Annotated in this window: 16 protein-coding genes; 3 read left to right on the top strand and 13 right to left on the bottom strand. The window is 68.1% G+C overall.

Annotated elements, in window-relative coordinates; genetic code table 11:
* Nucleotides 1–40: 40 nt before the first annotated feature.
* The 13 genes from trxA to IP69_RS00195 form a co-directional block, all read right to left on the bottom strand.
* The gene (trxA, locus tag IP69_RS00255; RefSeq protein WP_054140803.1) at nt 41–361 is read right to left on the bottom strand and encodes a thioredoxin; all 321 of its coding nucleotides are present in this window, start codon (nt 359–361) and stop codon (nt 41–43) included.
* A gap of 114 nt (nt 362–475) precedes the next feature.
* The gene (addA, locus tag IP69_RS00250; protein WP_054140802.1) at nt 476–3,937 is read right to left on the bottom strand and encodes a double-strand break repair helicase AddA; all 3,462 of its coding nucleotides are present in this window, start codon (nt 3,935–3,937) and stop codon (nt 476–478) included.
* The gene (addB, locus tag IP69_RS00245; RefSeq protein ID WP_197279597.1) at nt 3,934–7,041 is read right to left on the bottom strand and encodes a double-strand break repair protein AddB; all 3,108 of its coding nucleotides are present in this window, start codon (nt 7,039–7,041) and stop codon (nt 3,934–3,936) included. Before addB ends, addA begins: the two co-directional genes overlap by 4 nt.
* Nucleotides 7,034–7,753 carry a nucleotidyltransferase family protein gene (locus IP69_RS00240; RefSeq protein WP_248306650.1) on the bottom strand — a complete coding sequence of 240 codons (720 nt, stop codon included), beginning with the start codon at nt 7,751–7,753 and terminating at the stop codon, nt 7,034–7,036. The genes addB and IP69_RS00240 overlap by 8 nt, the downstream gene beginning before the upstream one ends.
* Nucleotides 7,754–7,915: 162 nt before the next feature.
* On the bottom strand, nt 7,916–9,463 hold the full coding sequence (gene tsaE / locus IP69_RS00235; protein ID WP_054140799.1) for a tRNA (adenosine(37)-N6)-threonylcarbamoyltransferase complex ATPase subunit type 1 TsaE: 1,548 nt from the start codon (nt 9,461–9,463) through the stop codon (nt 7,916–7,918).
* Nucleotides 9,460–11,940, bottom strand: a complete 2,481-nt coding sequence (locus tag IP69_RS00230) for a PAS domain-containing sensor histidine kinase (protein WP_082358695.1) — start codon at nt 11,938–11,940, stop codon at nt 9,460–9,462. Before IP69_RS00230 ends, tsaE begins: the two co-directional genes overlap by 4 nt.
* 407 nt (nt 11,941–12,347) lie before the next feature.
* Nucleotides 12,348–13,790, bottom strand: a complete 1,443-nt coding sequence (ahcY, locus tag IP69_RS00225; protein WP_054140797.1) for an adenosylhomocysteinase — start codon at nt 13,788–13,790, stop codon at nt 12,348–12,350.
* Nucleotides 13,791–14,016: 226 nt separating this feature from the next.
* Nucleotides 14,017–14,220, bottom strand: a complete 204-nt coding sequence (locus IP69_RS00220) for a DUF2283 domain-containing protein (protein ID WP_054140796.1) — start codon at nt 14,218–14,220, stop codon at nt 14,017–14,019.
* Nucleotides 14,221–14,373: 153 nt separating this feature from the next.
* Nucleotides 14,374–14,694 (bottom strand): HPr family phosphocarrier protein, encoded by a 321-nt coding sequence (locus IP69_RS00215; RefSeq protein ID WP_054140795.1) that lies wholly within the window; start codon nt 14,692–14,694, stop codon nt 14,374–14,376.
* Nucleotides 14,695–14,712: 18 nt separating this feature from the next.
* Nucleotides 14,713–15,114: a PTS sugar transporter subunit IIA gene (locus IP69_RS00210; RefSeq protein WP_054140794.1), complete on the bottom strand. Its 402-nt coding sequence runs from the start codon at nt 15,112–15,114 to the stop codon at nt 14,713–14,715.
* Nucleotides 15,115–15,224: 110 nt separating this feature from the next.
* Nucleotides 15,225–15,674 (bottom strand): HPr kinase/phosphatase C-terminal domain-containing protein, encoded by a 450-nt coding sequence (locus IP69_RS00205; RefSeq protein ID WP_054140793.1) that lies wholly within the window; start codon nt 15,672–15,674, stop codon nt 15,225–15,227.
* A 6-nt stretch (nt 15,675–15,680) separates the two neighbouring features.
* Nucleotides 15,681–17,480 (bottom strand): sensor histidine kinase, encoded by a 1,800-nt coding sequence (locus IP69_RS00200; RefSeq protein WP_082358686.1) that lies wholly within the window; start codon nt 17,478–17,480, stop codon nt 15,681–15,683.
* 112 nt (nt 17,481–17,592) lie between these two features.
* A complete protein-coding gene (locus IP69_RS00195) occupies nt 17,593–18,294 on the bottom strand; it encodes a response regulator transcription factor (protein WP_054140792.1) in 702 nt (233 codons plus the stop codon).
* A gap of 141 nt (nt 18,295–18,435) precedes the next feature.
* Here IP69_RS00195 and IP69_RS00190 point away from each other — a divergent pair, with 141 nt between their 5' ends.
* From IP69_RS00190 to IP69_RS00180, 3 genes are all read left to right on the top strand, one after another.
* The gene (locus tag IP69_RS00190; RefSeq protein ID WP_082358684.1) at nt 18,436–19,224 is read left to right on the top strand and encodes a DUF2470 domain-containing protein; all 789 of its coding nucleotides are present in this window, start codon (nt 18,436–18,438) and stop codon (nt 19,222–19,224) included.
* 202 nt (nt 19,225–19,426) lie between these two features.
* Entirely contained in the window at nt 19,427–21,037 is a 1,611-nt protein-coding gene (locus IP69_RS00185; protein WP_054140791.1) for a phosphoenolpyruvate carboxykinase, read from the top strand.
* Between the two features lie 203 nt (nt 21,038–21,240).
* Entirely contained in the window at nt 21,241–22,245 is a 1,005-nt protein-coding gene (locus tag IP69_RS00180) for a DUF4105 domain-containing protein (RefSeq protein ID WP_054140790.1), read from the top strand.
* Nucleotides 22,246–22,249 lie beyond the last annotated feature (4 nt).

The following is a 22,249-nucleotide window of genomic DNA, read 5'->3' as shown; positions in this document are numbered from 1 at the left end:
ACCCTCGGGGATGGCGGGCTTTTCCTTGGCCGGTTGGCTTTCAGACGGCGCCTGCGATCCAGCGCGACAGGTCGCTTTTGGGCGCGGCGCCGACCTTCTGCGAGGCGAGCTTGCCGTCCTTGAACAGCATCAGCGTCGGGATCGAGCGGATGCCGAACTGGGCAGGAATCGCCTGATTCTCGTCGACATTCATCTTCACGATCTTGACCTTGCCGCCCATCTCGCTGGCGATCTCCTCGAGCGCCGGGCCGATCATGCGGCAGGGGCCGCACCATTCGGCCCAAAAATCGACCACGACCGGCTCTGCGGAGTTGAGGACATCCGCCTCGAAGCTCGCATCGGTCACCTTGCTCGTCGCCATGGCTTTGGGCCTTTCACAAATAACTGGCGGAAAGCCCGCCTTCAGCCGGCAAGCTATGAACGCGCATGGCCGGGGTCAAGGCGCCGTCGGCACGAGGCCTGCCCTGTCCCCGGCTCATGCCGCAGCGGCGCCCAGCTCAGCGAGCACGGCATCGAGCACGGCAGGGTCAGGCTCCAGCCGCGCAAGCGTTGCGGTATAGACCAGGAGCGCCCGCACGCGCCGGCCGGGATAGATCTGCCCGATCAGGGCCCGGTAGACCGCCAGCTGCGCCAGCGTGGTCTGCGCGATCTCGGCCTCGTCGCGCGGCGGACGGGCGGTCGTCTTGAAATCGGCGATGATCACCTCGCTGGGGGAGATGGCGAGCCGGTCGATCTGGCCCGAGACCGGCCACCTCTCGCCCGGCTTGAGCGCGATCATGCCGGCGACCGGCACCTCGGCGAGCGAGCCGGGGCCAAACAACGCGCCCAACGCAGGCTCCGCGAGCAGCGCCAGCGCGTCGGCGATGAGGCGTTCGCGTCGGGCTTGATCGACGGCCCCGGCGCGCGCGCGACCTAGCGCCTGCGCCACGGCCGGGCGCTGGTCGGGCGCGACGTCTGGCAGCATCTGGAGCAGGAGATGCGCGAAGCGCCCGGCTGCGGCCGCCGCCGCGAGAAAGGGACCATCGGCCAGCCGGTCCTGCCCATCGGCAGCCGACAATGCGCTCGAGGGCTTCAAGGGCGGCGCCGGTTCGTGTTCACGCGGGGGTGGGGTGCGCAGCCAGGCGGGCACCGGTTCGGGCATGAGCCCCGTCCGGGGCTCCCCAACGGCCTGCGGCTGCGTTTGAGAGGTCATGAAGCGCCGCGTCGCGCCATCGCCCTCCCCGATCTCGACAAGCCCCGGGACCGACGCCGACAGGCCGGCCTCGACCATCGCATACCAGCTGCCCGCCGGGGCCTCGCCCTTGGCCTGTGCGCCGCAGACGATCAGCCGGTCCTCGGCCCGGGTCATCGCGACATAGAGGAGGCGGTGATGCTCCTCGACCATCTGCTCGATGACGCGCGCCTTGGCGGCTGCGGTGGCGCCGGCATCCTCCGCGCTGGCCGGCGGCCAGATCGGCACGGCCTGCCGGCGCGGCGGCGCGACCGCCAGGATCTTGGGCAGGCGCTTGGCGCCAGGCTGCGGCGCGAGATCGGCCAAAATGACGATCTTCGCCTCCAGCCCCTTGGCACCGTGCACGGTCATGACCCGCACCTCGCCGCGACTGGACGACAGGTCGCGCTTCACATCGGTCGCGGCTTCGCCGACATGCCGCAGGAAGCCCGACAACGAGGGGCCGTAGCGCCGCTCATGGTCGAGCGCGTCCGAGAGGAAGGCATCGAGCGCGTCGCCCGCCTCGGCGCCGAGCCGCGCGAGGGCAAGATTGCGCCCGCCGCCGGGCCCCAGCAGCCCGGCGAAGAAGCGGAACGGCCCGCAGCGCCCGGCCTCGGCCGCAAGCTCCGTGAGCCGCGCCTCGACGGCGGCGTAGCGCGGCTCGACAGCCGCTGCCTCGCGCAGCGCCGCGCGCAGCGAGCCGGGGCGTCCCGGCGCCAGCCGCAGCAGATCGTCGTCGTCGAGCCCGATCAGCGGCGTCTTGAGCGCGGTGGCCAGCGTCAAATCATCCTCGGGCAGGAGCAGGGTTTGCCCCAGCACGAGCAGATCCTCAACCGCAGGATGGTCGGCGAGCGTCAGCCGGTCGCGCCCCGTGACGGGGACACCGGAATCCTTGAGCGCCTTGACGATGGTTTCAAACAGCGCGCCGCGCTGGCGCAGCAGGATCATCACGTCGCCGGGCGAGAAGGGCTGGCCGAGATCGTCAGCGCCCCGGCGCATCCAGGTCGCCAGCGTCGTCGCGATCCGCTGGGCGAGCTTGGCGGTGCCGCTGCGCCGCTCGGGCGCATCGACCGGCGTCGTCCAGGCATCGGGCGGCTCGCCGGTGTCGTTGGCGCAGAGCGGCCAGAGATCGACGCAGCCCGTTGCGCCCTGGCGGACCGTATCATGGGTTTCCGGTCGCGCCGAGCCGTCGAAGACCAGCCCGCGTGCATGCTCGGAGACGGCGAACACCGCATCCACCGCCTGCATGATGTCGGGCGCCGAGCGGAAGGAGGTGTTGAGGCTGATCGGCTCGAATCGCTGCTTCGCCTCCGCGATGCGCTGGCCGAGTTCCCGCCTCTGCTGGTTGAAGGCGGCGGGCGCGGCACCCTGGAAGCCGTAGATCGACTGCTTCTCGTCGCCAACGACGAAGACCGTGCGCGGCTTTTCGCCGAGGTCGCGCCCGCCGGCACTGAACTCCTCGGCAAGCTGTCGCAGGATCGCCCATTGCGCGTCGCTGGTGTCCTGCGCCTCGTCGAGCAGGATGTGGTCGATGCCGGCATCGAGCTTGTAGAGCACCCAAGCCGCCTCGACCCGGGACAGCAGCGAGCGCGTCTTCGCGATCAGATCGTCATAGTCGAGCAGCGAGCGCTCGCTCTTCTGGCGCTGGAAGGAGCCCAGCATCTGCGTCACCAGCAGGGCCAGCGCATGGCTGCGGTCGCGGATGGCGATGGCGTTGAGCTGGTCGATGGCCTGGCAGAGCCGGCCGGCCAGCGTTTCGACCGCTGCGAGCAACGCGCCCTCGAAGGCGGATTTGCCGCGGCCGCTGATGTTGCTGTTGACGGTCCCAGCCTCGGTGAGGAAGCCGCGCCGGCAGAAGGCGACCGGATCGCCGTCATCGGCGCGGGCGATCAAGGCGCGCAGCGTCGCGGCGAAGGCCTGCCGCGTCGGGCTGCCGGCATCAAGCGCCTCGACCAGGGTGGCGAGATCGGCCATGCCGGCGAGATCCTGCCTGAAGCCGTTCTTCACCGCATCTGCCGAGAGATCGGGTGCGATGCCGAGCACCGCCGCGATTCCCTCCCGCATCTCGCCGGCATCGCGGGCGCGGCCATCGGGATTGCTGAACAGGGCGCGCTGGCGCAGCGCCTCCTGGATGATCGCCTCGAAGGTATCCTGCGCCGCCTGGCGGGCGAGCAGGTCCAGTGCCTGGGCCAGCGCGCCAGCGGGCTGCGCGGCCACCGCCGCCAGCAATTCGCGCCGCGCCTGCCGCAGCATCTGCGCCTGGGCGAGATCGTCGGCGACCTCGAAGCGCGGCGGCACATTCGCCTCGAACGGCGCCGATTGCAGCACGCGCGTGCAGAAGGCGTGGATGGTTTCGATCCGCAGGCCGCCCGGCGTCTCCAGCGCCTGGGCGAAGAGGCGCCGCGCCGCCGCGCGCTGCGCCAGCGACGGCGCCTCGCCGGTGAGCTTGCCCAGCGTGGCGACCAGTTCCTGTTCCGGCAGGGTCGCCCAGGCGCTCAGCGCCGCGAAGACCCGGTTGGCCATGTTGGCCGCGGCGGCCTTGGTGTAGGTGATGCAGAGCAGGCGGCCGGGCGCGACGCCGTCGAGCAGGAGCCGCAGCACGCGGTTGACCAGCACATGCGTCTTGCCGGAGCCGGCATTGGCCGAGACCCAGGCGCTGAGGCGCGGGCTCGCCGCCAGGGCCTGGCGCTGATCGGTGAGCGGCGGGACGATCCAGCCGGGCTTCATGCCTCGTCCCCCTCGCCAACATCGGAGGCGGCCGCCCATTCCTTGACCCGGGCGAGATGGTCATAGGGCGAGGCGAACCTGATGTAGTCCGGCGCCCGGCGCGAGACGAAGGCCTCGCGACCGCTCCTGAGCGCGTCGAGATGGGCCAGCAACCGTTCGAGATGGCGGGCGGCGACATCGGCAACCGTCTCGCCATCGAAGGCCAGCGGCTTGTCCTTGGCCCAGCCCCTGGGATCATGGTGCAGCTTGAGATAAAGCAGCGCCTCGACCGGCGTCGGCCCGGCCAGCGGCGGAAAGCCGGCGCGCGCGGCGAGCTCCGCCTCCAGCGTCAACTGCGGCGCAAAACCCTTCTCGACCTGCGCCTTGCTCGGCGGCGAGCCGGTCTTGAAATCGATGATCCGCAAGGCGGGTTCGCGTGTCAGCTCGATCCGGTCGGCCCGGCCGCTGAGCCGGAAGCGGGCGCCGTCGGCGAGCGCGAACTCCGCCCCCGTGGCGAGCTCGACGCCGACACGCGCGATCAGCCCGCGACGGTTTTCCTCCCAGCCGATGAAATGCCCGGCCGTGATCAGGAAGCGCGGCCACCAGAAGGCCCGCACCTCCGGCGCATCGGCAAATTGCTGAAACTTGCGCTCGCCGATCGCGATCAGCCGCCCGAGCGCATCGGCGGGCAGTTGCTCGGGATAGGCGATGGCGAAATCCGCGACGATGTCGTGCAGGAGATTGCCGCGATCCTGCGCGGTCGGGTCCTCGATCAGGGCCGGCAGCACATCGAGCTTGAGGATCCGGCGCGCATGGATCTGGTAGGGGTCGCGATAGAGGGTCTCGACATCGGTGACGCTGAGCGAGAGCGGCTGCAGCGCACGCGGCGGTTTCGGCGCCGGGCGTGCGACGGGGCGAACCGGCGCGGGGGCCGAGAGTTCGGCAGCCAGCGCGATCAGACGCTCGCCCTCTCTTGCCGCCTGCAACCAGACCGGCTCGGGCGTCACCGCCTTCAGCCGCTGCCAGAAGCGCGAGGCGATGGTCTCGGACTCGCCCGCCTTGCGCGCGCGGGTCAGCGTCACGCGGGGCGCGCCCAGCGCCATGACGAAATCATGCGCGGTCTGGCCGACGCGCCGCTCCGGTGGCGACAGGCCCAGTTCCGTCCGCATCGGCCGGTTGACGAAGGAATCGGTCTTGGTCTGCGGCGGCCAGACCGTCTCGTTCAGGCCGCCCAGCACGACATGGTCGGCCGCGAGCAGGCGGGCTTCGAGCAGACCCCAGATCTTGACGCGCGGATGGCCACCGCCGCCGCGACGCACGACACGCTCGGCCAGGAGCCCGTCGAGAATGGCGACGACATCGGCCGGACGGCCGCCCTCGGGCATCTCGGCCTGCGCCGCGCTCAGATCCTCGAACAGACCGGCCAGCGCCTCGCCATCGGGCCCGGCGAAGGCGCGCGCAAGGCCGTCCTCGTCGCGGCTGAGCGCCTCGATCGCGACCCGGGCGGCCTGCGTCACGACTCCCAGAGCAGGCTCCTGCAGGAACAGCGCCTCCAGCAGCGGCGACAGCGCGGTGCCGAGCGCGGCCAGGACCTGGGAGGCGGCCGCGCCATCCTCGTCGGTCAACCGGCGTCGCGGCCCGGGCGCATGGCGTGCGCCGCGCAGTTCGTTCCAGCGCCCGAGCTGCTCATGCAGCCCCGCCAGCCCGCGGCCGACGGCCTCGCCCCGCCACAGCCCGATCTCCAGCGCGCTGGCGCCGCGGGCCATCTGGCCCGGCTCGAGGCCCAGCCGGCAGAGCGGATGCGCGAGCAGCGGAACCAAAGCGGCCGGCGTCATCGGTGCCAAAGCGGCTTCCAGAACCAGCCGCAGCAGGGCCCCTGCCGGCCAGCGCGCCAACGGCAGGCCGGCGGAATCATCGACCGCGATGCCCCAGCGATTGAGCTCCACCGTGACGCGCTCGGCGAGCCCGCGATCGGGCGTGATCAGCGCGGCCTGCGCGCCGGGCTCCTCCAGCGTTTCGCGCAGCGCGATGGCGACCGTCAGCGCCTCCTGGCGCTCGTCGGCGGCCTCGACCAGGCGCAGATCGCGCAAACCCAGCCCGGCCTCCTCGGCGGGAAGGCGTTCGCGCAGATTGGCCCAGTTCTGCGTCACGGAAGCCGGCAGCAGGGCCTCGCGCAGCAGGCGCGAGCGCGCCGCGCGCGGCGCATCGGACTGCCCGAGGCTTGCAACATCCTCGCGCGTCGCCTGCAAGGTTTCCATAAGATGATGGAGCGCAGCCTGCGGATGCGAGGGAGCGGGATCGCTGGCAATCGCGTTCCAGGCCTCATGCGGCAGATCGAGATCGAGGCCCGGCAGCACGACGGCCCCGTGGGGCAGGCGCGCGATGGCCGCCAGCAGCCGCGCCGTGGCCGGCACGGTGCCGGTCGAGCCCGCCGCGATGATCGGCCCGGTCACGGCGCCCGTGAGCAGCCTTTCGCGCTCGGCGGCGAGCATCCGGTTGCGGAAATCGGCCGGATCGCAGGCGCCCCGCTCGCTCAGGATGGCCGGCCAGGCCTCGCCCAGAATGGACAGAAAGCTGGCATTGAGCTGCCAGATCTTGTCAAAGCGCGCGGCGTCGAGCGATGCCAGCCGCTCGACGGAAACCCCTTCGGTCTGCATCTGATCGAGCAGCGCGGCAAGGTCGCCGGCCAGCCCATAGGCTTCCGCCAGCGTCGCCGGCACGAGCGAGGGCTCCGCCGGATCAAGCCGGAGATGGCTGCGATTGGCGCTGCGGCCCCAGGCATCGACGAGGCGCGTCAGGATCATGCGCCGCGCCAGGGGATCGATCGGCACGGTCCTGTCCGCCGCGAAGGCGCCTGCGCCGATCAGCGCGGTCTGCGCTTCATCAACATCGCCGAGCGGCATGATGCGCGGCAGCAGCAGCGGCCGGCCATCGAGCTTGTCGGAGAGGCAGGTAGCGAAGGCCCGCGCCGCCCGCCGCGTCGGCAGGTACAAAGTCGTCCGCGCCATCGCGGCGGGGTCGTCTGGATCATGGACGGCGCCGAAGCGCCCCTCCAGCATCGCCTGCGCCAGCACGTCGAGAAAGGGCGCGCCGGCGGGAATGGTGAAGAGGTTGAGTTCAGGCATCGGCTCGCGCCGGAGCGCGCCGCGCCGCCGCGAAAGCGGCTTCCGCCGGCGCGATCGCGTCGGGCGTGCCAACATGCAGCCACTGCCCGTCGAGCACGAGGCCATGCAGCCGCCCGACCGCGATGGCGCGGTCGAACAGCAGGTTCAGCGAAAACGCCCCCTCCGGCGTGTCGGCGAAAAGGTCGGGCTTCATGATGGCGACGCCGGCATAGACGTAAGGTGCGCGCTCAGCGCTGCCGCGCCGTGTCAGCAGACCTTTCTCATCCTGGAAAAAATCGCCGCGCCCGTCGAAGCCGACGCTGCCCTCGCGCCGCGCCAGCAGCAGCAGCATGTCCATCCGCGCGCCGTCCCAGGCCTCGACCATGGCGCGCATGTTGGAGAGGCCGGTCTCGCTCCAGAGCGAATCCGAATTGACATGGAAAAAGGGTTCGCGCCCCAGCAGCGGCAGGGCCTTCTTCACCCCGCCGCCGGTCTCCAGCAGCAGCGCCCGCTCGTCGGAGATCGTCACGCGGGGCGTCGTGCGCGCGGCGAGATGCGCCTCGATCTGGCTGGCGAGATGATGGACATTGACCACCGCCGCCTCGACGCCGGCCTCCGCCAGACGGTCGAGCGCATGATCGAGCATCGGCTTGCCGCCGATCGCCACCAGCGGCTTAGGCAGCGTGTCGGTGATCGGCCGCATGCGCTGGCCAAGCCCGGCGGCGAGCACCATGGCCCGGCGGATCGGTGTCGGGCTGGCCTGCGTCACGCGAATCTCCCTCATCGTTGACACATGCTATCAGCAACACTCGCCATCATCACAGCGCGTCATCCCGGACGCAGCGAAGCGGAGCTCCGGGATGACGCGGAGGGTGTGGAGAACGAGCTGTGAAACTCAGACCCCCTCGAACAGCCTCGGCAGATGGGCCTGGTACCAGCCCTTGAGTTCCGCCAGCGCCGGATGTTCGAGGTTGCGGCGCAGATAGGCCTCGATCCGTGGCAGGTGCTTGAGATAGGCCGGCTTGCCGTCGCGCTTGTCGAGCCTGGCGAAGATGCCGGCGATCTTGGTGTTGCGCTGTGTGCCCAGGATCGCATAGGCGCGGGCAAAGCCCGCGAGGTCGAAGCCGGGGTCGTCGGCCCGCCTGGCCTGGCCGTAAGCCGCCAGCAGCCGCAGTTCGAGCCCGGCCGGCACGTCGACGCGCGCATCCTGGCCGAGCGAGGCCAGATCATAGGCGGGATGACCGATCACGGCGTCCTGGAAGTCGATCAGCCCGACTTTGGCATGGCCGTGCCTTGCCGGCAGCCAGATCAGGTTGGGCGAGTGCACGTCGCGCAGCGTCCAGGTGCCCGGCGCTTCGAGAATCTCGTCGAAGAGCCGGTCCCAGATCCGCGAGAACTCGGCCTGCGTCACGGCCGGCAGGGTCACGCCCGCGATGTGGGGCGCATACCAGTCGAGGATCAGCTCGGTCTCGATCGCCAGCGCGGCGCGGTCGTAATCGGGCACGACATGGTCGCGGCCCTCGCTCACCGGCAGGATCGTCGGCAGCGTGTGGCGGTGCAGATCGGCAAGCAGGCGGGCCGTCGCCTCGTAACGCTCGGGGATTGGCGCGCCCTCCCCGTCGAGCACGCCTTCTTGGCCCAGATCCTCGATCAGCAAAAGCCCGGTCGAGAGGTCCTGCGCGTAGATCTCCGGTGCCGAATAGCCGAGCGAATGCAGGCCACGATCCATCGCGACGAAGGCGTCAACGGTTTCGGCCAGATGCGCGATGGCGCTGTAGGGCTTGCCAAGCCGGATGGCCGGACCATCCGGACGCGGTGGCGAGATCATCAGCACGGCGCTGCTGCCATCCGCCCGGGTCAGCCGCTCATAGGCGCGGCTCGACGCATCGCCTTGCATGTAGTCGCGACGGGCATCGTCCCAGCCCGCCTCGTCGATCAGCAGCCGCGTCGCGATCGCGATCGACAGCCGCTGGCGCCAGAGCACGCCGCCCGACAGATCGGCGATGCGCCCCGTCTCGAGGTTATCGGGATCGACGTCCAGCATGATGTCGAGCCGACGGCCGCCCGGAAGGCGGGTCCCGGCGCGATCAGGCCATTCGACCAGCAGGATCACCCGGTCGAGGTCCTCGACCAGGCCGATATCGTCGAGCTCGTCGGGCGAGCGCACGCGGTAGAGATCGGCATGAAGAACGGTCGCGCGCGGCGTCTCGTAACTCTGGACGAGGGTGAAGGTCGGGCTCGGCGCGTCGAGCGCCGGGTCATCGGCGAGTTCGCGCAGGATCGCGCGCGCCAGCAAAGACTTGCCGGCGCCCAGCTGCCCCGACAGGGCGACGATGTCGCCGGGCTTGAGGATGGCGGCGAGATCGGCGGCAAGCCGGAGCGTCGCTCCCTCGTCGGCGAGCACCAGCCGGTGCGCGCCAGTACCGCGAGCCTGCTCGGTCATTCCGCAGCGTCCGACATGCGGATTCCCTCGGACGGGAAGACCGCGGTCACACGCGTACCGCGCCCGGGCGCGGAGTCGAGCTCGACATGCCCGCCATGCAGTTCGACGATCGAGCGCACGATCGACAGGCCGAGGCCGACGCCGCGATGGTTTGAGCCGAGCGAATGGCTTTCGAAGCGGTCGAAGACCTTCTCCTTGACCTCGGCGGGAATGCCCCGGCCCTGGTCGGCGACGGTGAGGCGAACATCGCCATCATGCCGGGTGGCGCTGACGGTGATGGTCTGGCCCGGCGAGGAGAAGCCGATCGCGTTGGAGATCAGGTTGAACAGGACCTGCCGCAGCCGCTTGCCGTCAGCGCGCAGCGGCCCGGCCTGGGGGGCGATGTCGACCTTGAGCTCGAGCTTGCTGCCGGTGAGGCGGTCATGCAGCCCGGCCGCCGCCTGGGCGATGGTCTCGGCGACATCGACCTCTTCCAGCTCGAGCGTCAGCGCGCCGTTGTCGATGGTGGCGAGGTCGAGGATGTCGTTGATGATCGCGAGCAGGGCGCCCGACGAGCGCACGATATGGGAGGTGTAGTCGCGCTGCTTCTCATTGAGCGCGCCGACCGTCTCGGTGCCCAGCAACTGGGCGAAGCCGATGATGTTTGTCAGCGGCGAGCGCAGCTCGTAGGAAACGTGATGGACGAAATCCTCGCGCAGCCGCGAGACCTTTTCCAGCGCGTCGTTCTTCTCGGTCAGAGCCCGCTCGACATTCACGCTGGCGGTGACGTCGGCGAAGGAAATCAGCGTCGCGCCGTCCGGCAGCGGGGCGGCCGCGCAGTCGAGCACGGTGCCGTCGCGGCGCTCCATGCGGCAGATGTAATCCTCGCGCGCGTCGCGCACGCCGGTCACGGCACTCTGCAGGTCGCGCCAGATCTCGTCCTGCGGGAAGAGCGGACGGCAAAGCCGCACCACCTCGTCGATATGGGGCGTGGCGCTGCCGAGATCGACCTGGATCTTCCAGGATTGCGCGAAGGCGGGGTTGGAGAGCCTGAGGCGTCCGTCCGAGCCGAACACGGCAACGCCCTCGCGCAGCGAATCCAGCGTCTCGCGCTGCGTGCGCGACAGCGCGTTGAAGCGCGATTCCAAAGTGAAGCGCTCAGTGACGTCGTCGAGCAGATAGGTGACGCCGCCCTGGGGGTTGGGGCTGGAGACGACATGGATGGTGCGCCCGTCTGGGAGATACCACCAATCCTCGTTGGCGCGCGTCGAGGTGTAGGCGGCCTGGACGCCGGCCTTCCAGCTGCGGTAGTCGCCCAGTTCGGGCAGTCGCCGCTCGGAGCGCAGCCGGTCGAGAATCTCGCCGTCCTTTGGGCGCCCGTCGAGGAAGGCTGCATCGAGCGACCACAGCGTGTCGAAGCCGGAATTGCGATAGACCAGCCGCTGCGATGCGTCGAAGACCGCGACCGCCGTCTTGAGCCGATCGAGCGTCCGGACATGGGCGTCCATCTGGCGCTGCAGATCGGCCCGCACCGCCTCAAGCTCGCTCATGTCGGTGGCGATGCCGGCAAAGCCTTCCGGTGTCGGCAATTCGAGAATATCGAGCGTGCGGCGCTGGCCCGCGACGACGGCCGGCGCCCGCGCGGCGAAGGATTGACCCTCGCGCCGGGCCCGGGCCGCGCCCTCGCGCTCGCTGCGATCGAGCAATTCCAGCCCCTGCCTGATCGCCTCGGCACTGTCGGCGGCTTCGACGGCGCGGGCATAGGCCGCGTTGCACCAGGTCAGCCGACCTTCGGGACTGCGGATCCAGGCCGGCTGCGGCAGGCCGCCGAGCAAGCCGGCAAGCGCCTTGTGGTCGTGGCTCAGCCGCTCCAGTTCGCCGCGCAGCGCCATGACCTGGGCGCGCTCGCCCGTGACCTCGCGAAAACGGATGACCGCGCGGCCGGCCACGGGCCGGCCCTCGACATCGATGAACGGCCCGGTCTTGCTGCGCAGCGTGAAGCCGAAGGCTTCGCCGCGTTCCTTGAGCGCATCGGTCGCCAGTTCGAGCTTCTTGGCATCGGCCGGAGGCGCCCAGGCGCCATAGGCCAGCGCGAGCGTCGCCCCCGGCGCGCCCAGAAACCCGCTGTCGCCTTCGAACACCGGCTGCGCCTGGCGCCCGGTCCAGCTCACCACGACCTGCGGATCGGCCGCCAGCAAGGCCTCCAGCCTGTCCTGCTGGGCACGCGTGGCTTCAAGCTCACCCGCCAGCGCCGCTTCACGTCGGTGCCAGCGCGCCCGTTCGCGGACATAGACCAGCGAGGTGGTCGCGGCGAAGACGATCACACCGGCCAGGACCACCGAAAGAGCCCCGGTGCTAAAGAGATCGGAGCGCAGCGGCGGCGCCCATCCGCTTTGGGCCATCGCGACCGAGGGGGACTGGCTGGCGACGAGACCCGGCAGAAGCGCATGTCGACGCCAGCCACCGCTGCTGCGTTCCTGTCGGCTCGACCGTTCCATTCCGCGTCCGTCTTCCTGCTGCGCGGCCATGGCCGCCTTGGGTTCGATGCCTGTCAACCAGCCCCGAAAACGGCACGGCGCCGCCCATCGACACCGCCTCGAAGGGCATCCGACGTACGCTCGCCACGGCACTGATCTTCGCAGGTCGATCCGCGGCGCGCGACATGCCCGGCCCGAATCAGCCTCACTCTAATCATCCGCCGACTCCGTCAGGAAGTGCTTAATCGCCGGTAAATCCGGCGAATTTTACGGCCGCCCAACCCAGAGGCGAGTGGGATCAAGCAGTAGCGGGCCGCCGTCCGCCTGCGTCCATATTTAGCGTCTGATGCGCAAAGGACTCGTGTCCCGACAAAGAAAAAAGGCCCGGCGCGAACGCCGGGCCTCCTGTCATCCAGACGGGCTGGATGTCAGTAGCGGTAGAGCTCGGGCTTGAACGGGCCGGTCGGGGCCAGGCCGAGATATTTGGCCTGGGCATCGTTGAGCACGGTCAGCTTGGCGCCGACCTTGGCCAGATGCAGCGCCGCGACCTTCTCGTCGAGATGCTTGGGCAGGGTGTAGACCTTGTTCTCGTATTTGGCGTGGTGGTTCCAGAGTTCGATCTGGGCCAGCGTCTGGTTCGAGAACGAGCAGGACATCACGAAGGACGGGTGGCCCGTGGCGTTGCCGAGGTTCACCAGGCGGCCTTCCGAGAGCAGGATGATGCGCTTGCCGTCGGGGAACTCGATCTCGTCGACCTGCGGCTTGACGTTGTCCCACTTGAAGTTCTTCAGGCCGGCGACCTGAATCTCCGAGTCGAAATGGCCGATGTTGCAGACGATGGCGCGGTGCTTCATGTCGCGCATGTGGTCGACGGTGATGACGTCGAGATTGCCGGTGGCGGTGACGAAGATGTCGGCGCGCGGGGCGGCGTCATCCATGGTCACGACCTCATAGCCTTCCATCGCCGCCTGCAGGGCGCAGATCGGGTCGATTTCGGTGACGAGGACGCGGCAGCCGGCCTGGCGCAGCGAAGCGGCCGAGCCCTTGCCGACGTCGCCATAGCCGGCGACGACCGCAACCTTGCCCGACATCATGACGTCGGTGCCGCGGCGGATGGCGTCGACCAGCGATTCACGGCAGCCATAGAGATTGTCGAACTTCGACTTGGTGACGGAGTCGTTGACGTTGATCGCCGGGAAGGGCATGCGGCCGGCCTTGGCCAGCTCGTACAGGCGGTGGACGCCCGTGGTGGTCTCTTCCGAGACGCCCTTGATCGCGTCGCGGGTCTTGGTGAACCAGCCCGGATTGGCCTTCAGCTCGCGCTTGATCAGCGCGAAGAAGATGGTCTCCTCGTCATTGCTCGGCTTGTCCAGGAATTCGGCCTTGCCGGCCTCTGCCTCGGCGCCGAGGATGATCAGCATGGTCAGGTCGCCGCCATCGTCGAGGATCATGTTGGGCGTGCCGCCATCGCCCCAGCTCGCGGTCTTGAGCACGTACTCCCAGTATTCTTCCAGCGTCTCGCCCTTGATGGCGAAGACGGGCACGCCGGTCGCGGCGATCGCGGCGGCGGCATGGTCCTGGGTCGAGAAGATGTTGCAGGAGGACCAGCGCACATCGGCGCCGAGCTCGGTCAGCGTCTCGATCAGCACGGCGGTCTGGATGGTCATGTGCAGGCAGCCGGCGATACGCGCGCCCTTGAGCGGGAACTTGCCCTTGTGCTCTTCGCGGATGGCCATGAGGCCGGGCATCTCGTCCTGGGCCATGTTGATTTCCTTGCGGCCATAGTCCGCGAGGCTGATGTCCTTGACGATGTAATCGGTTTTCGACACGGGGCGTGCTCCAAATGGTCTTCGAATGACGGGTCGGTGCATAGCAGCGCCCGCGTCCAAAGGCAATCAAAGATATAAAGATGTCTTTATGTGATCAGTCAAAGGGGATGGGTGCGGCGTTTTATTGACGTATGGTCACGCGGTGTTGCCATCCGGGCACAATTCGCCAGCAGGGCGCCCTCGCCCACCGGTGCTGAAAACGATGAGTTGGCGGGAGGAGCCAGCAAAAACGGAGCGAGGCGAACCGTGTCGCGATCGCGCGGTCTGTTCAGGCCGCGACAGCCACGAAAGCGCGCAGATGGACGCCGCTCGCCAGTTGCTCGGATGCATCGAGAATCTCGACGGCGATGATCCGGCCCTCGGCATCAAAGTCGAAGACAACACTTGGACGGACCTCCTCGCTCTCGGCCACCGTGCTGTCGGCAAACCGGAGATAGAGAGCGTCAGCCTCTGGATCGTAATGGGTTTTCATCGCCGGCGGCCTCGGGTCAAAATGGCCAATGCCGATCTCGCATGCTCTTGAGCGTGATCCGTCCCCTCCACAACTGAGCGAAAAACAAAGCCAGGGACAGAAGCAGTCCCATCGCGCCGACCAGATGAAGCCAGGTCAACGTCGCGGTCATGATTACTCGCCCTCGCCGAACCGATCCGCCACGAGGGTCTCCAGCGCCTTCAGCGCCTCGCTCGCCTCGCGCCCCTTGGCCACGACGGTGATCGTCGAGCCGATGCCGGCGCCGAGCGTCAGGATACCCATGATCGAGGTCGCGCCCACCGTCTCGCCGCAGCGGGTGACGGTGATGTCGGCATCGAAGGACGAGGCGCATTGCACGAATTTCGCCGTGGCGCGGGCGTGCAGCCCCTTCTTGTTGACGATCTGGAACTCACCATAGATCGCGCCCGACGGAATCTCGGCCGGCGGGCAGTCGCAGTCGTCGATCTCGTCCATGGCGCCCATCGGCGGCCCCTATTTGCCCGCCAGGACGCGGCTGGCGACGGTGATGTATTTGCGGCCGGCATCCTGCGCGCTGGTCACCGCCTCGTCGAGGGTCTTGTCCTCGCGCACGCTGGCGAGCTTGATCAGCATCGGCAGATTGATGCCGGCGACGACATCGATGCGGCCAGGCTCCATCACCGAGATGGCGAGGTTGGAGGGCGTGCCGCCGAACATATCGGTCAGGACGATCACGCCCTTGCCGGTCTCGACCTGCTCGACGGCCGCGATGATGTCGCGCCGACGGCCTTCCATGTCGTCATCGGGGGCGATGGCGATGGTGGCGAGATGCTGTTGAGGGCCAACGACGTGTTCGAGCGCGGCACGGAACTCCGTGGCCAGATGCCCATGCGTCACGAGGACCAGTCCGATCATTCACTATGGCACCGGAGAGCGCTTTCGGCGCCCGGACAAGGTCGCGGTTTATGCGGCAGGTGCGAAGGATAGGCAAGCCGGCTCGGGGCAAACATGTCGAATTTTCGACATCAGCCCCGGTCCAGAAACAAATCCAGTGCGGCCAGCACCAGTCGTTCGTCGCCGGCCCGGCCCGTCACGGTCAACCGCGGCAGGTCGATCCCCGCCAGCCGATCGAGGAGATCCTCCGGCTCCGGCATGCGCGGCGGCTCGACCCCGCTGAGATCGACGATCAGGCGCACGACCACCGCCGGCAGGTGGGGCTGCGGCGTCAGGCCCAACCCGCGCCGCTCGACCAGTCCCTCGAGCGGCGGAACCGGCCGTGCCAGCAGACGCCCGCCGCCCGTCCACAGAGAGGTCCGATCATCGGCGACAAGGCGGGCAAACCTGCCAGCGATTTGGGCCTGGCCGATCAGGGCGAGCGCCAGCACCGACTTGCCGGCCCCTGACGCGCCGCGAATCAGGACCCCGGCCTCGCCGATCGCGACGGTCGTGGCGTGGATCGCGCTGTCGCCGGCCATGGGCGCTCAGGCCGTCTGCGGCATGGCGGGGAGGCTGACGATGAAGCGCGCGCCCAGCCGCGTCGCCTCGCCATCGGGCCCGACCGGCCCCAACCGGTTCTCCGCCCGGATCGAGCCGCGATGGGCCTCGACAATCTGGCGCGAGATCGACAGCCCCAGCCCCGAATTCTGGCCGAATCCTTCATTGGGCCGGTCGGTATAGAAGCGCTCGAACACGCGTTCCAGCGCATGGGGCTCGATGCCAGGCCCGTCATCCTCGACGGTGATGACCATGTCGTTGGCCACGCGCGCGAGCGAGACCCGCACCGGCTTGTCGGCCGGGGAAAACGAGCGCGCATTGTCGATCAGGTTGACGATCACCTGCCCCAGCCGGGAGTCATGGCCGATCACGAGGAAAGCGTCGCGGCCGCCGGGCCGCTGGCTGCGCCGCTCGGCGACAAGTTCGATGCGAGGCTGCCCGTCGCGGCGGGTCTCGTTTTGCACCGAGACCACGGCCTCCAGCACCTGCGCCAGATCGACGGGGCCGGAATCGTTGCGGGCGAGTTCGGCGTCGAGCCGCGAGGCGTCGGAGATGTCGGAGATCAGGCGGTCCAGCCGGCGCACATCGTGCTGGATCACGGCCATGAGCCGCCCGCGCGATTCGTCGTTCTTCGCCCGTGGCAGGGTTTCCACCGCGCTGCGCAGCGAGGTCAGCGGGTTCTTGAGTTCGTGGGCAACATCGGCGGCAAAGCTCTCGATCGCCTCGATGCGGCTGTAGAGGGCCTTGGTCATCTCGCGCAGCGAGCCCGAGAGATGGCCGATCTCGTCATGCCGGTTGGCGAAATCGGGAATCTGCTCGCGCGATTTCACGCCCCGGCGCACGCGCTGGGCCGCATCGGCGAGCTTGCGGATCGGTTCGGCGATGGTGCCGGCGAGCAGCACGGACAACACGATCATGACCGCAGCAGAAATCGCGAAGACCCGGAAGATCGCATAGCGCTCGGAAACGATGACGGTGTCGATGTCGCCGCCTTGCGTCGAGAGCAGCAGCGCGCCCTTGACCGCGCGAAAGCGCTGGACGGGCACGGCGACCGAAACGATGGTCTGGCCACGCGCATTCACCCGCACGACGCTGGCGGGCGTGCCGTTCAAGGCGCGCGCGACCTCCGCATAAGACTTGCCGTTGGCGTTCTCGAAATCGTCATAGGCGGGCAAATCAGCGCGGCCGAGCCGGTTGCGCAGCAGGTTCCAGGTGCGCTCCAGCAGAGGGGCTTCGTCGGGCTCGCCGACGCGCGGCAGTTCGAGCCGCAGCACGTCGCCGCGCGAATAGAGGCTGCGCGAATCCAGCGTCAGCAGGCCGTCACGATCGTAGATGCGGGCCCGCGTCTTGGTCGGCGTCACGAGGCGGCGCAAAAGCGGCGCGACCTTTTCGGGGTTGATCGAGAAGTCGAGCGGATCCTCGGGCATGCCGGCGCTTTCGCCGGCCTGGAGCTGGAGCAGCTTGTCGGGATCGATCGTGATCGCATCGGTTTCCACCGTCGCCGACGCCGCGATCGCGCCTGCGATGATCTCGCCTTGCGTCAGCAGGCTCTGCACGCGGGACTCGATCAGCCCCTCGCGGAACTGGTTGAGGTAGAGAAAGCCGACCAGCAGCGCGACAAGACCGCCGAGATTGAGCACGACGATGCGCCGTGTCAGGCTGGAGGCGGCCCGCGACGAGACCGCGCGCAGGCCACGACGAAGGCCGGCGCGCAGACGCTGCCGCAGCGTCTGCGCATGCTGGCTCTTGCGGGCATCCGCCCTGCGTTCGTCGTCGATCGTCGCCATGGCGTCCGTCAGGTTCAGTCCCCGCCAGCGAGGAGCACGCGGCAACGGGGCGATCCAGATGCAGCATGGCGCGGATGGATTGCTCGTTTCGCCCGCAAATGACGAGGACCCGTCAGCCTTCCTTGAACCGGTAGCCGACGCCGTACAAGGTCTCGATCATGTCGAAGTCGACATCGACCTGGTTGAACTTCTTGCGCAGCCGCTTGATGTGGCTGTCGATCGTGCGGTCGTCGACATAGACCTCGTCGTCATAGGCCGCGTCCATCAGGGCGTTGCGGCTCTTGACCACGCCCGGGCGTTGCGCCAGCGACTGCAGGATCAGGAACTCGGTCACCGTCAGCGTCACCGGCTCGCCCTTCCAGGTGCAGGTGTGGCGCTCGGGGTCCATGCGCAGCAGGCCGCGCTCGAGCGCCTTGGCGTCCTCGGCTCGCGCGGGGGCGGCCGGGTCCTTGGCGCCGGCGCGGCGCAGGATCGCCTTGACGCGCTCGACCAGCAGCCGCTGCGAGAACGGCTTCCGGATGAAATCGTCGGCGCCCATCTTCAGACCGAAGAGTTCGTCGATCTCCTCATCCTTCGAGGTCAGGAAGATCACCGGCAGATCGGATTTCTGGCGCAGCCGCCGCAGCAGTTCCATGCCGTCCATGCGCGGCATCTTTATGTCGAAGATCGCGAGATCCGGCGGGTTCTGCTTCAGCCCGTCCAGCGCCGAGGCGCCGTCGGTATAGGTCATGATGCGGTAGCCCTCGGCTTCGAGCGCGATCGAAACGGACGTCAGGATGTTGCGGTCGTCATCGACCAGCGCAATGGTTGGCATCAGCTCTTTGTCTCTTGGCCGCGTTGCAATAGCAGGGTCACTCTCGCGAGAGAGCGGCTAAACCGTGGCCTTAATCTAGCGGCGTCATGGCAGCTTGCCTATGTCCCCGTTACAGAAAGTGCTGAAAGGCCCGCAGGTTCCATGACGCAGATTCTCACCGACGCTCCCGAGCCGCCGGCTCGCCGCATGGACCCGATCCGGCCGACCGACGATCAGGCGCGCGCGCTCGGCCGACAGCTGCTGCGCAGCGCCCGCTTCGGATCCCTGGCGACGCTGGGCACGGACGGGCACCCGTCCGCGAGCCTCGTCAGTTTCGCCACCGACAGCGACGGCTCGCCTGTGATCCTGGTCTCGGCTTTGTCCGCCCACACCGGTCATCTGGAAGCTGATCCGCGCTGCTCGCTTTTGCTGGCGCCGGGCGGCAAGGGCGACCCGCTGGCCCATGCCCGCATCACGCTGAAGCTGCGCGCCCGCAAAATTGCGCGCGAGAGTGAGGCCGGCGCGCGGATTCGCCGGCGTTTCCTGGCGCGCCAGCCCAAGGCGGCGCTCTATGTCGATTTCGGCGATTTCGCCTTCTTTTCGCTTCAGATCGAGGCTGCGAGCCTGAATGGCGGCTTCGGCCGCGCCTATGAACTGGTGTCGGACGATCTTCTCAGCGACAGGATCGCGGCTGAGGCCATCGCCGCGATGGAAGAAGGCGCGATTGCGCATATGAATGCCGACCATGCCGATGCGGTTGCCGCCTATGCGACGGGGCTGCTTGGCGCGCAGCACGGCAACTGGCGCCTGACCGGCCTCGATCCCGACGGGGCCGATCTCGCTTGCGGCGACCTTGTCCTGCGGCTTGCCTTCCCTGCCCCGGTCCGCGATGCCGCCGCGATGAGAAAGATGCTCGTGGATCTCGCGACCGGGGCGCGCCAGCCGTCCTAGTTCGCTGATTTACCACGTCGATTCGATTCAATCGTTTTAAGTGCGAATGTTGCCGCGCCGGTCTCGGCGCTGACTTGAGCCGGCGTCATCATGGGCCTAAAGGTCGATGATCGAACGATGTCGGGTTCGTTCGCGCGGGCCTCAGACTCGCGCAGTCTTGCAGATCAGGCGGCCGTCTCAGGGCTGCGCCTTGGAGGTTCCTGTGAAAACCATCGGCCATTTCAACAGCGCCCAGGGGCCGGAGGCGTTCGGCTTCCGCGATCTGAAGACGGTCTACTTCAATCTCGAGGCGGCGCGGCTTTACGAGGAATCGCTGGGGCGCGGCGAATCCCAGATCTCGCGCGGCGGGGCAATCACCGCCGATACCGGCAGCCATACCGGCCGCTCGCCCAAGGACAAGTTCACCGTCCGCGATGCCCTCACCGACAAGACCGTCTGGTGGGACAACAACAATGCGATCAGCCCTGAGCAATTCGAAACGCTGCTCGCCGATTTCATTGCCCATGCCGAAGGCAAGGATCTGTTCGCGCAGGACCTCTATGGCGGTGCCGACCCGGCCCACCGCGTCAAGGCGCGCGTCTACACCGAAATGGCCTGGCATTCGCTGTTCATCCGCAACCTGCTGATCCGCCCGCCGGCCGAGGACATCGCCGGCTACGTGCCCGACATGACCATCGTCGATCTGCCGAGCTTCAAGGCCGACCCGGCCCGCCATGGCTGCCGCAGCGAGACGGTCGTCGCGATCGATTTCACCCGCAGGATCGTGCTCATCGGCGGCTCGGCCTATGCCGGCGAAATGAAGAAGTCGGTCTTCACCTATCTCAACTTCGTCCTGCCGACCAAGGGCGTCGTGCCGATGCATTGCTCGGCCAATGTCGGCCCCAACGACGATTCGGCAATCTTCTTTGGGCTCTCCGGCACCGGCAAGACGACGCTCTCGGCCGATCCCGACCGCACCCTGATCGGCGATGACGAGCATGGCTGGTCGAAGGACGGCATCTTCAATTTCGAGGGCGGCTGCTACGCCAAGACGATCAAGCTCTCGGCCGAGGCAGAGCCGCAGATCCATGCCGCCTCGCTGCGCTTCGGCACGGTGCTCGAGAACATCGTCATGGATGAGATCACCCGCGAGGTCGATTTCGACGACGGCAGCAAGACCGAGAACACCCGCTCGGCCTATCCGCTCGACTTCATCCCCAACGCCTCGCGCACCGGTCGCGCCGGGGTGCCCAAGAACATCGTCATGCTCACCGCCGACGCCTTCGGCGTGATGCCGCCGATCGCCAAGCTGACGCCGGCCGAGGCGATGTATCACTTCCTCTCCGGCTATACCGCCAAGGTCGCCGGCACCGAGCGCGGCCTTGTCGGCGTCGAGCCGGAATTCTCGACCTGCTTCGGCTCGCCCTTCCTGCCGCGGCATCCCTCGGAATACGCCAATCTGCTGCGCGACTTCATCGCCAAGCACCATGTCGATTGCTGGCTTGTGAACACGGGCTGGACCGGCGGGCAGTATGGCACCGGCCGTCGCATGCCGATCCGTGTGACGCGCCGGCTGCTGACGGCGGCGCTCGACGGCTCGCTCAACCGCGCCGATTTCCGCCGCGACCCCTATTTCGGCTTCGCGGTGCCGACGTCGGTGCCCGGCGTCGAGCCGCACATCCTCTATCCGGTGAAAACCTGGCAGGACAAGGCGGCCTTCTCCGAGACGGCCAAGAACCTCGTCGCCATGTTCGCCAAGAACTTCGAGAAGTTCGAGCCCCATGTCGACGACGCGGTGAAGGCGGCCGCGCCGGTCAACTCGCTGGCGGCCTGAGGTTACGCCTGTCCGCGATGGCGCGAGGAACCCCTCTCCTGTAAGGAGAGGGGCAGGGGAGAGGTGATGGCCCCTGCGCGAGTTGAGCGCCGCGTCCCGTCCAAGCGGTGAGGGCACGGCAAAGCGACCAACGGCCTTCCCCTCACCCTGCCCTCTCCCTCCGGGAGAGGGTTCCCCGCGCTCAATTTTCGAATGATGGTCGCTTGGCAGTCCTCATCATCGTCCTGCGCATCCTTGCCACGCTCGTCATCCTTGGCGCGACCGCCTGGGGCAGCGGGCTTCTGTTCTTCCGCCTGACCGGCGCGATGGCGATGATCGCGGCGGTCGGCTTCGGTATCGCGGGGTTCGGGGGCGCATTTGGGCTGTGGAGCGGCGCGATCCGGCTGCCCTTGTCCTTCGCGGTGCTTTTCCTTGGTCTCCTCGGCTGGTGGGGCACCATCCTGCCCTCGCATGATCGCGCCTGGATCCCGGAGATCGGGCGCCTGCCGACCATCGCGCAGGACGGGGACACGCTCACCGTCAGCAATCTGAGAAACTTCCGCTGGCGCAGCAATGAGGATTTCGATGAGCGCTGGGAAACCCGGCAATACGATCTGAGACAGATCCAGGGCGTCGATATCTTCCTGTCCCACTGGTCGGGCGAGGCGATCGCGCATCTCCTGGTCAGCTTCACCTTTGCGGATTCGGCCCCGTTGAGCTTCTCGGTCGAGATCCGGCGCGAGCATGGCGAAGAGTATTCCGCGCTGGCGGGCTTCTTTCGCAGCTATGAAATGGCCTATGTCGCAGCCGATGAGCGCGATGTCGTCGGCGTCCGCAGCCATGTGCGCCAGGAGGATGTCCGCCTCTTCCGGCTTGCGGCCGGGCCTGCACGGGCTCGCGACCTGCTGATGGCATATGCGGCCGACGTCAACCGGTTGGCCAAGGAGCCGCGCTGGTACAACACGCTGACGACGAACTGCACGACCATGGTGTTCCAGCTCGTGCGCCAGATCGCGCCGGGCTGGGCCTTCTCCGTGCCGCTCGATCCGCGCGTGCTGCTGTCTGGCTTTCTGCCCGGCTATCTGCAGCAGATCGGCGCGGTCCGGACGGATCTGCCGCTTGCCGAACTCGTCCGGCAGTCGCGTATCGGCGAGCGAGCGCGAACGATCGCGCTGGACGATCCGGAGTTCTCGACGAAGATCCGTGAGGGCGTGCCGACCGCGCGGTGAAACC

This window comes from Allobosea sp. AAP35 (assembly GCF_001295925.1).
Taxonomy (GTDB): domain Bacteria; phylum Pseudomonadota; class Alphaproteobacteria; order Rhizobiales; family Beijerinckiaceae; genus Allobosea.
The sequence above is the reverse complement of the archived record's forward strand: the minus strand, read 5'-3'. Positions and strand labels throughout refer to the sequence as shown.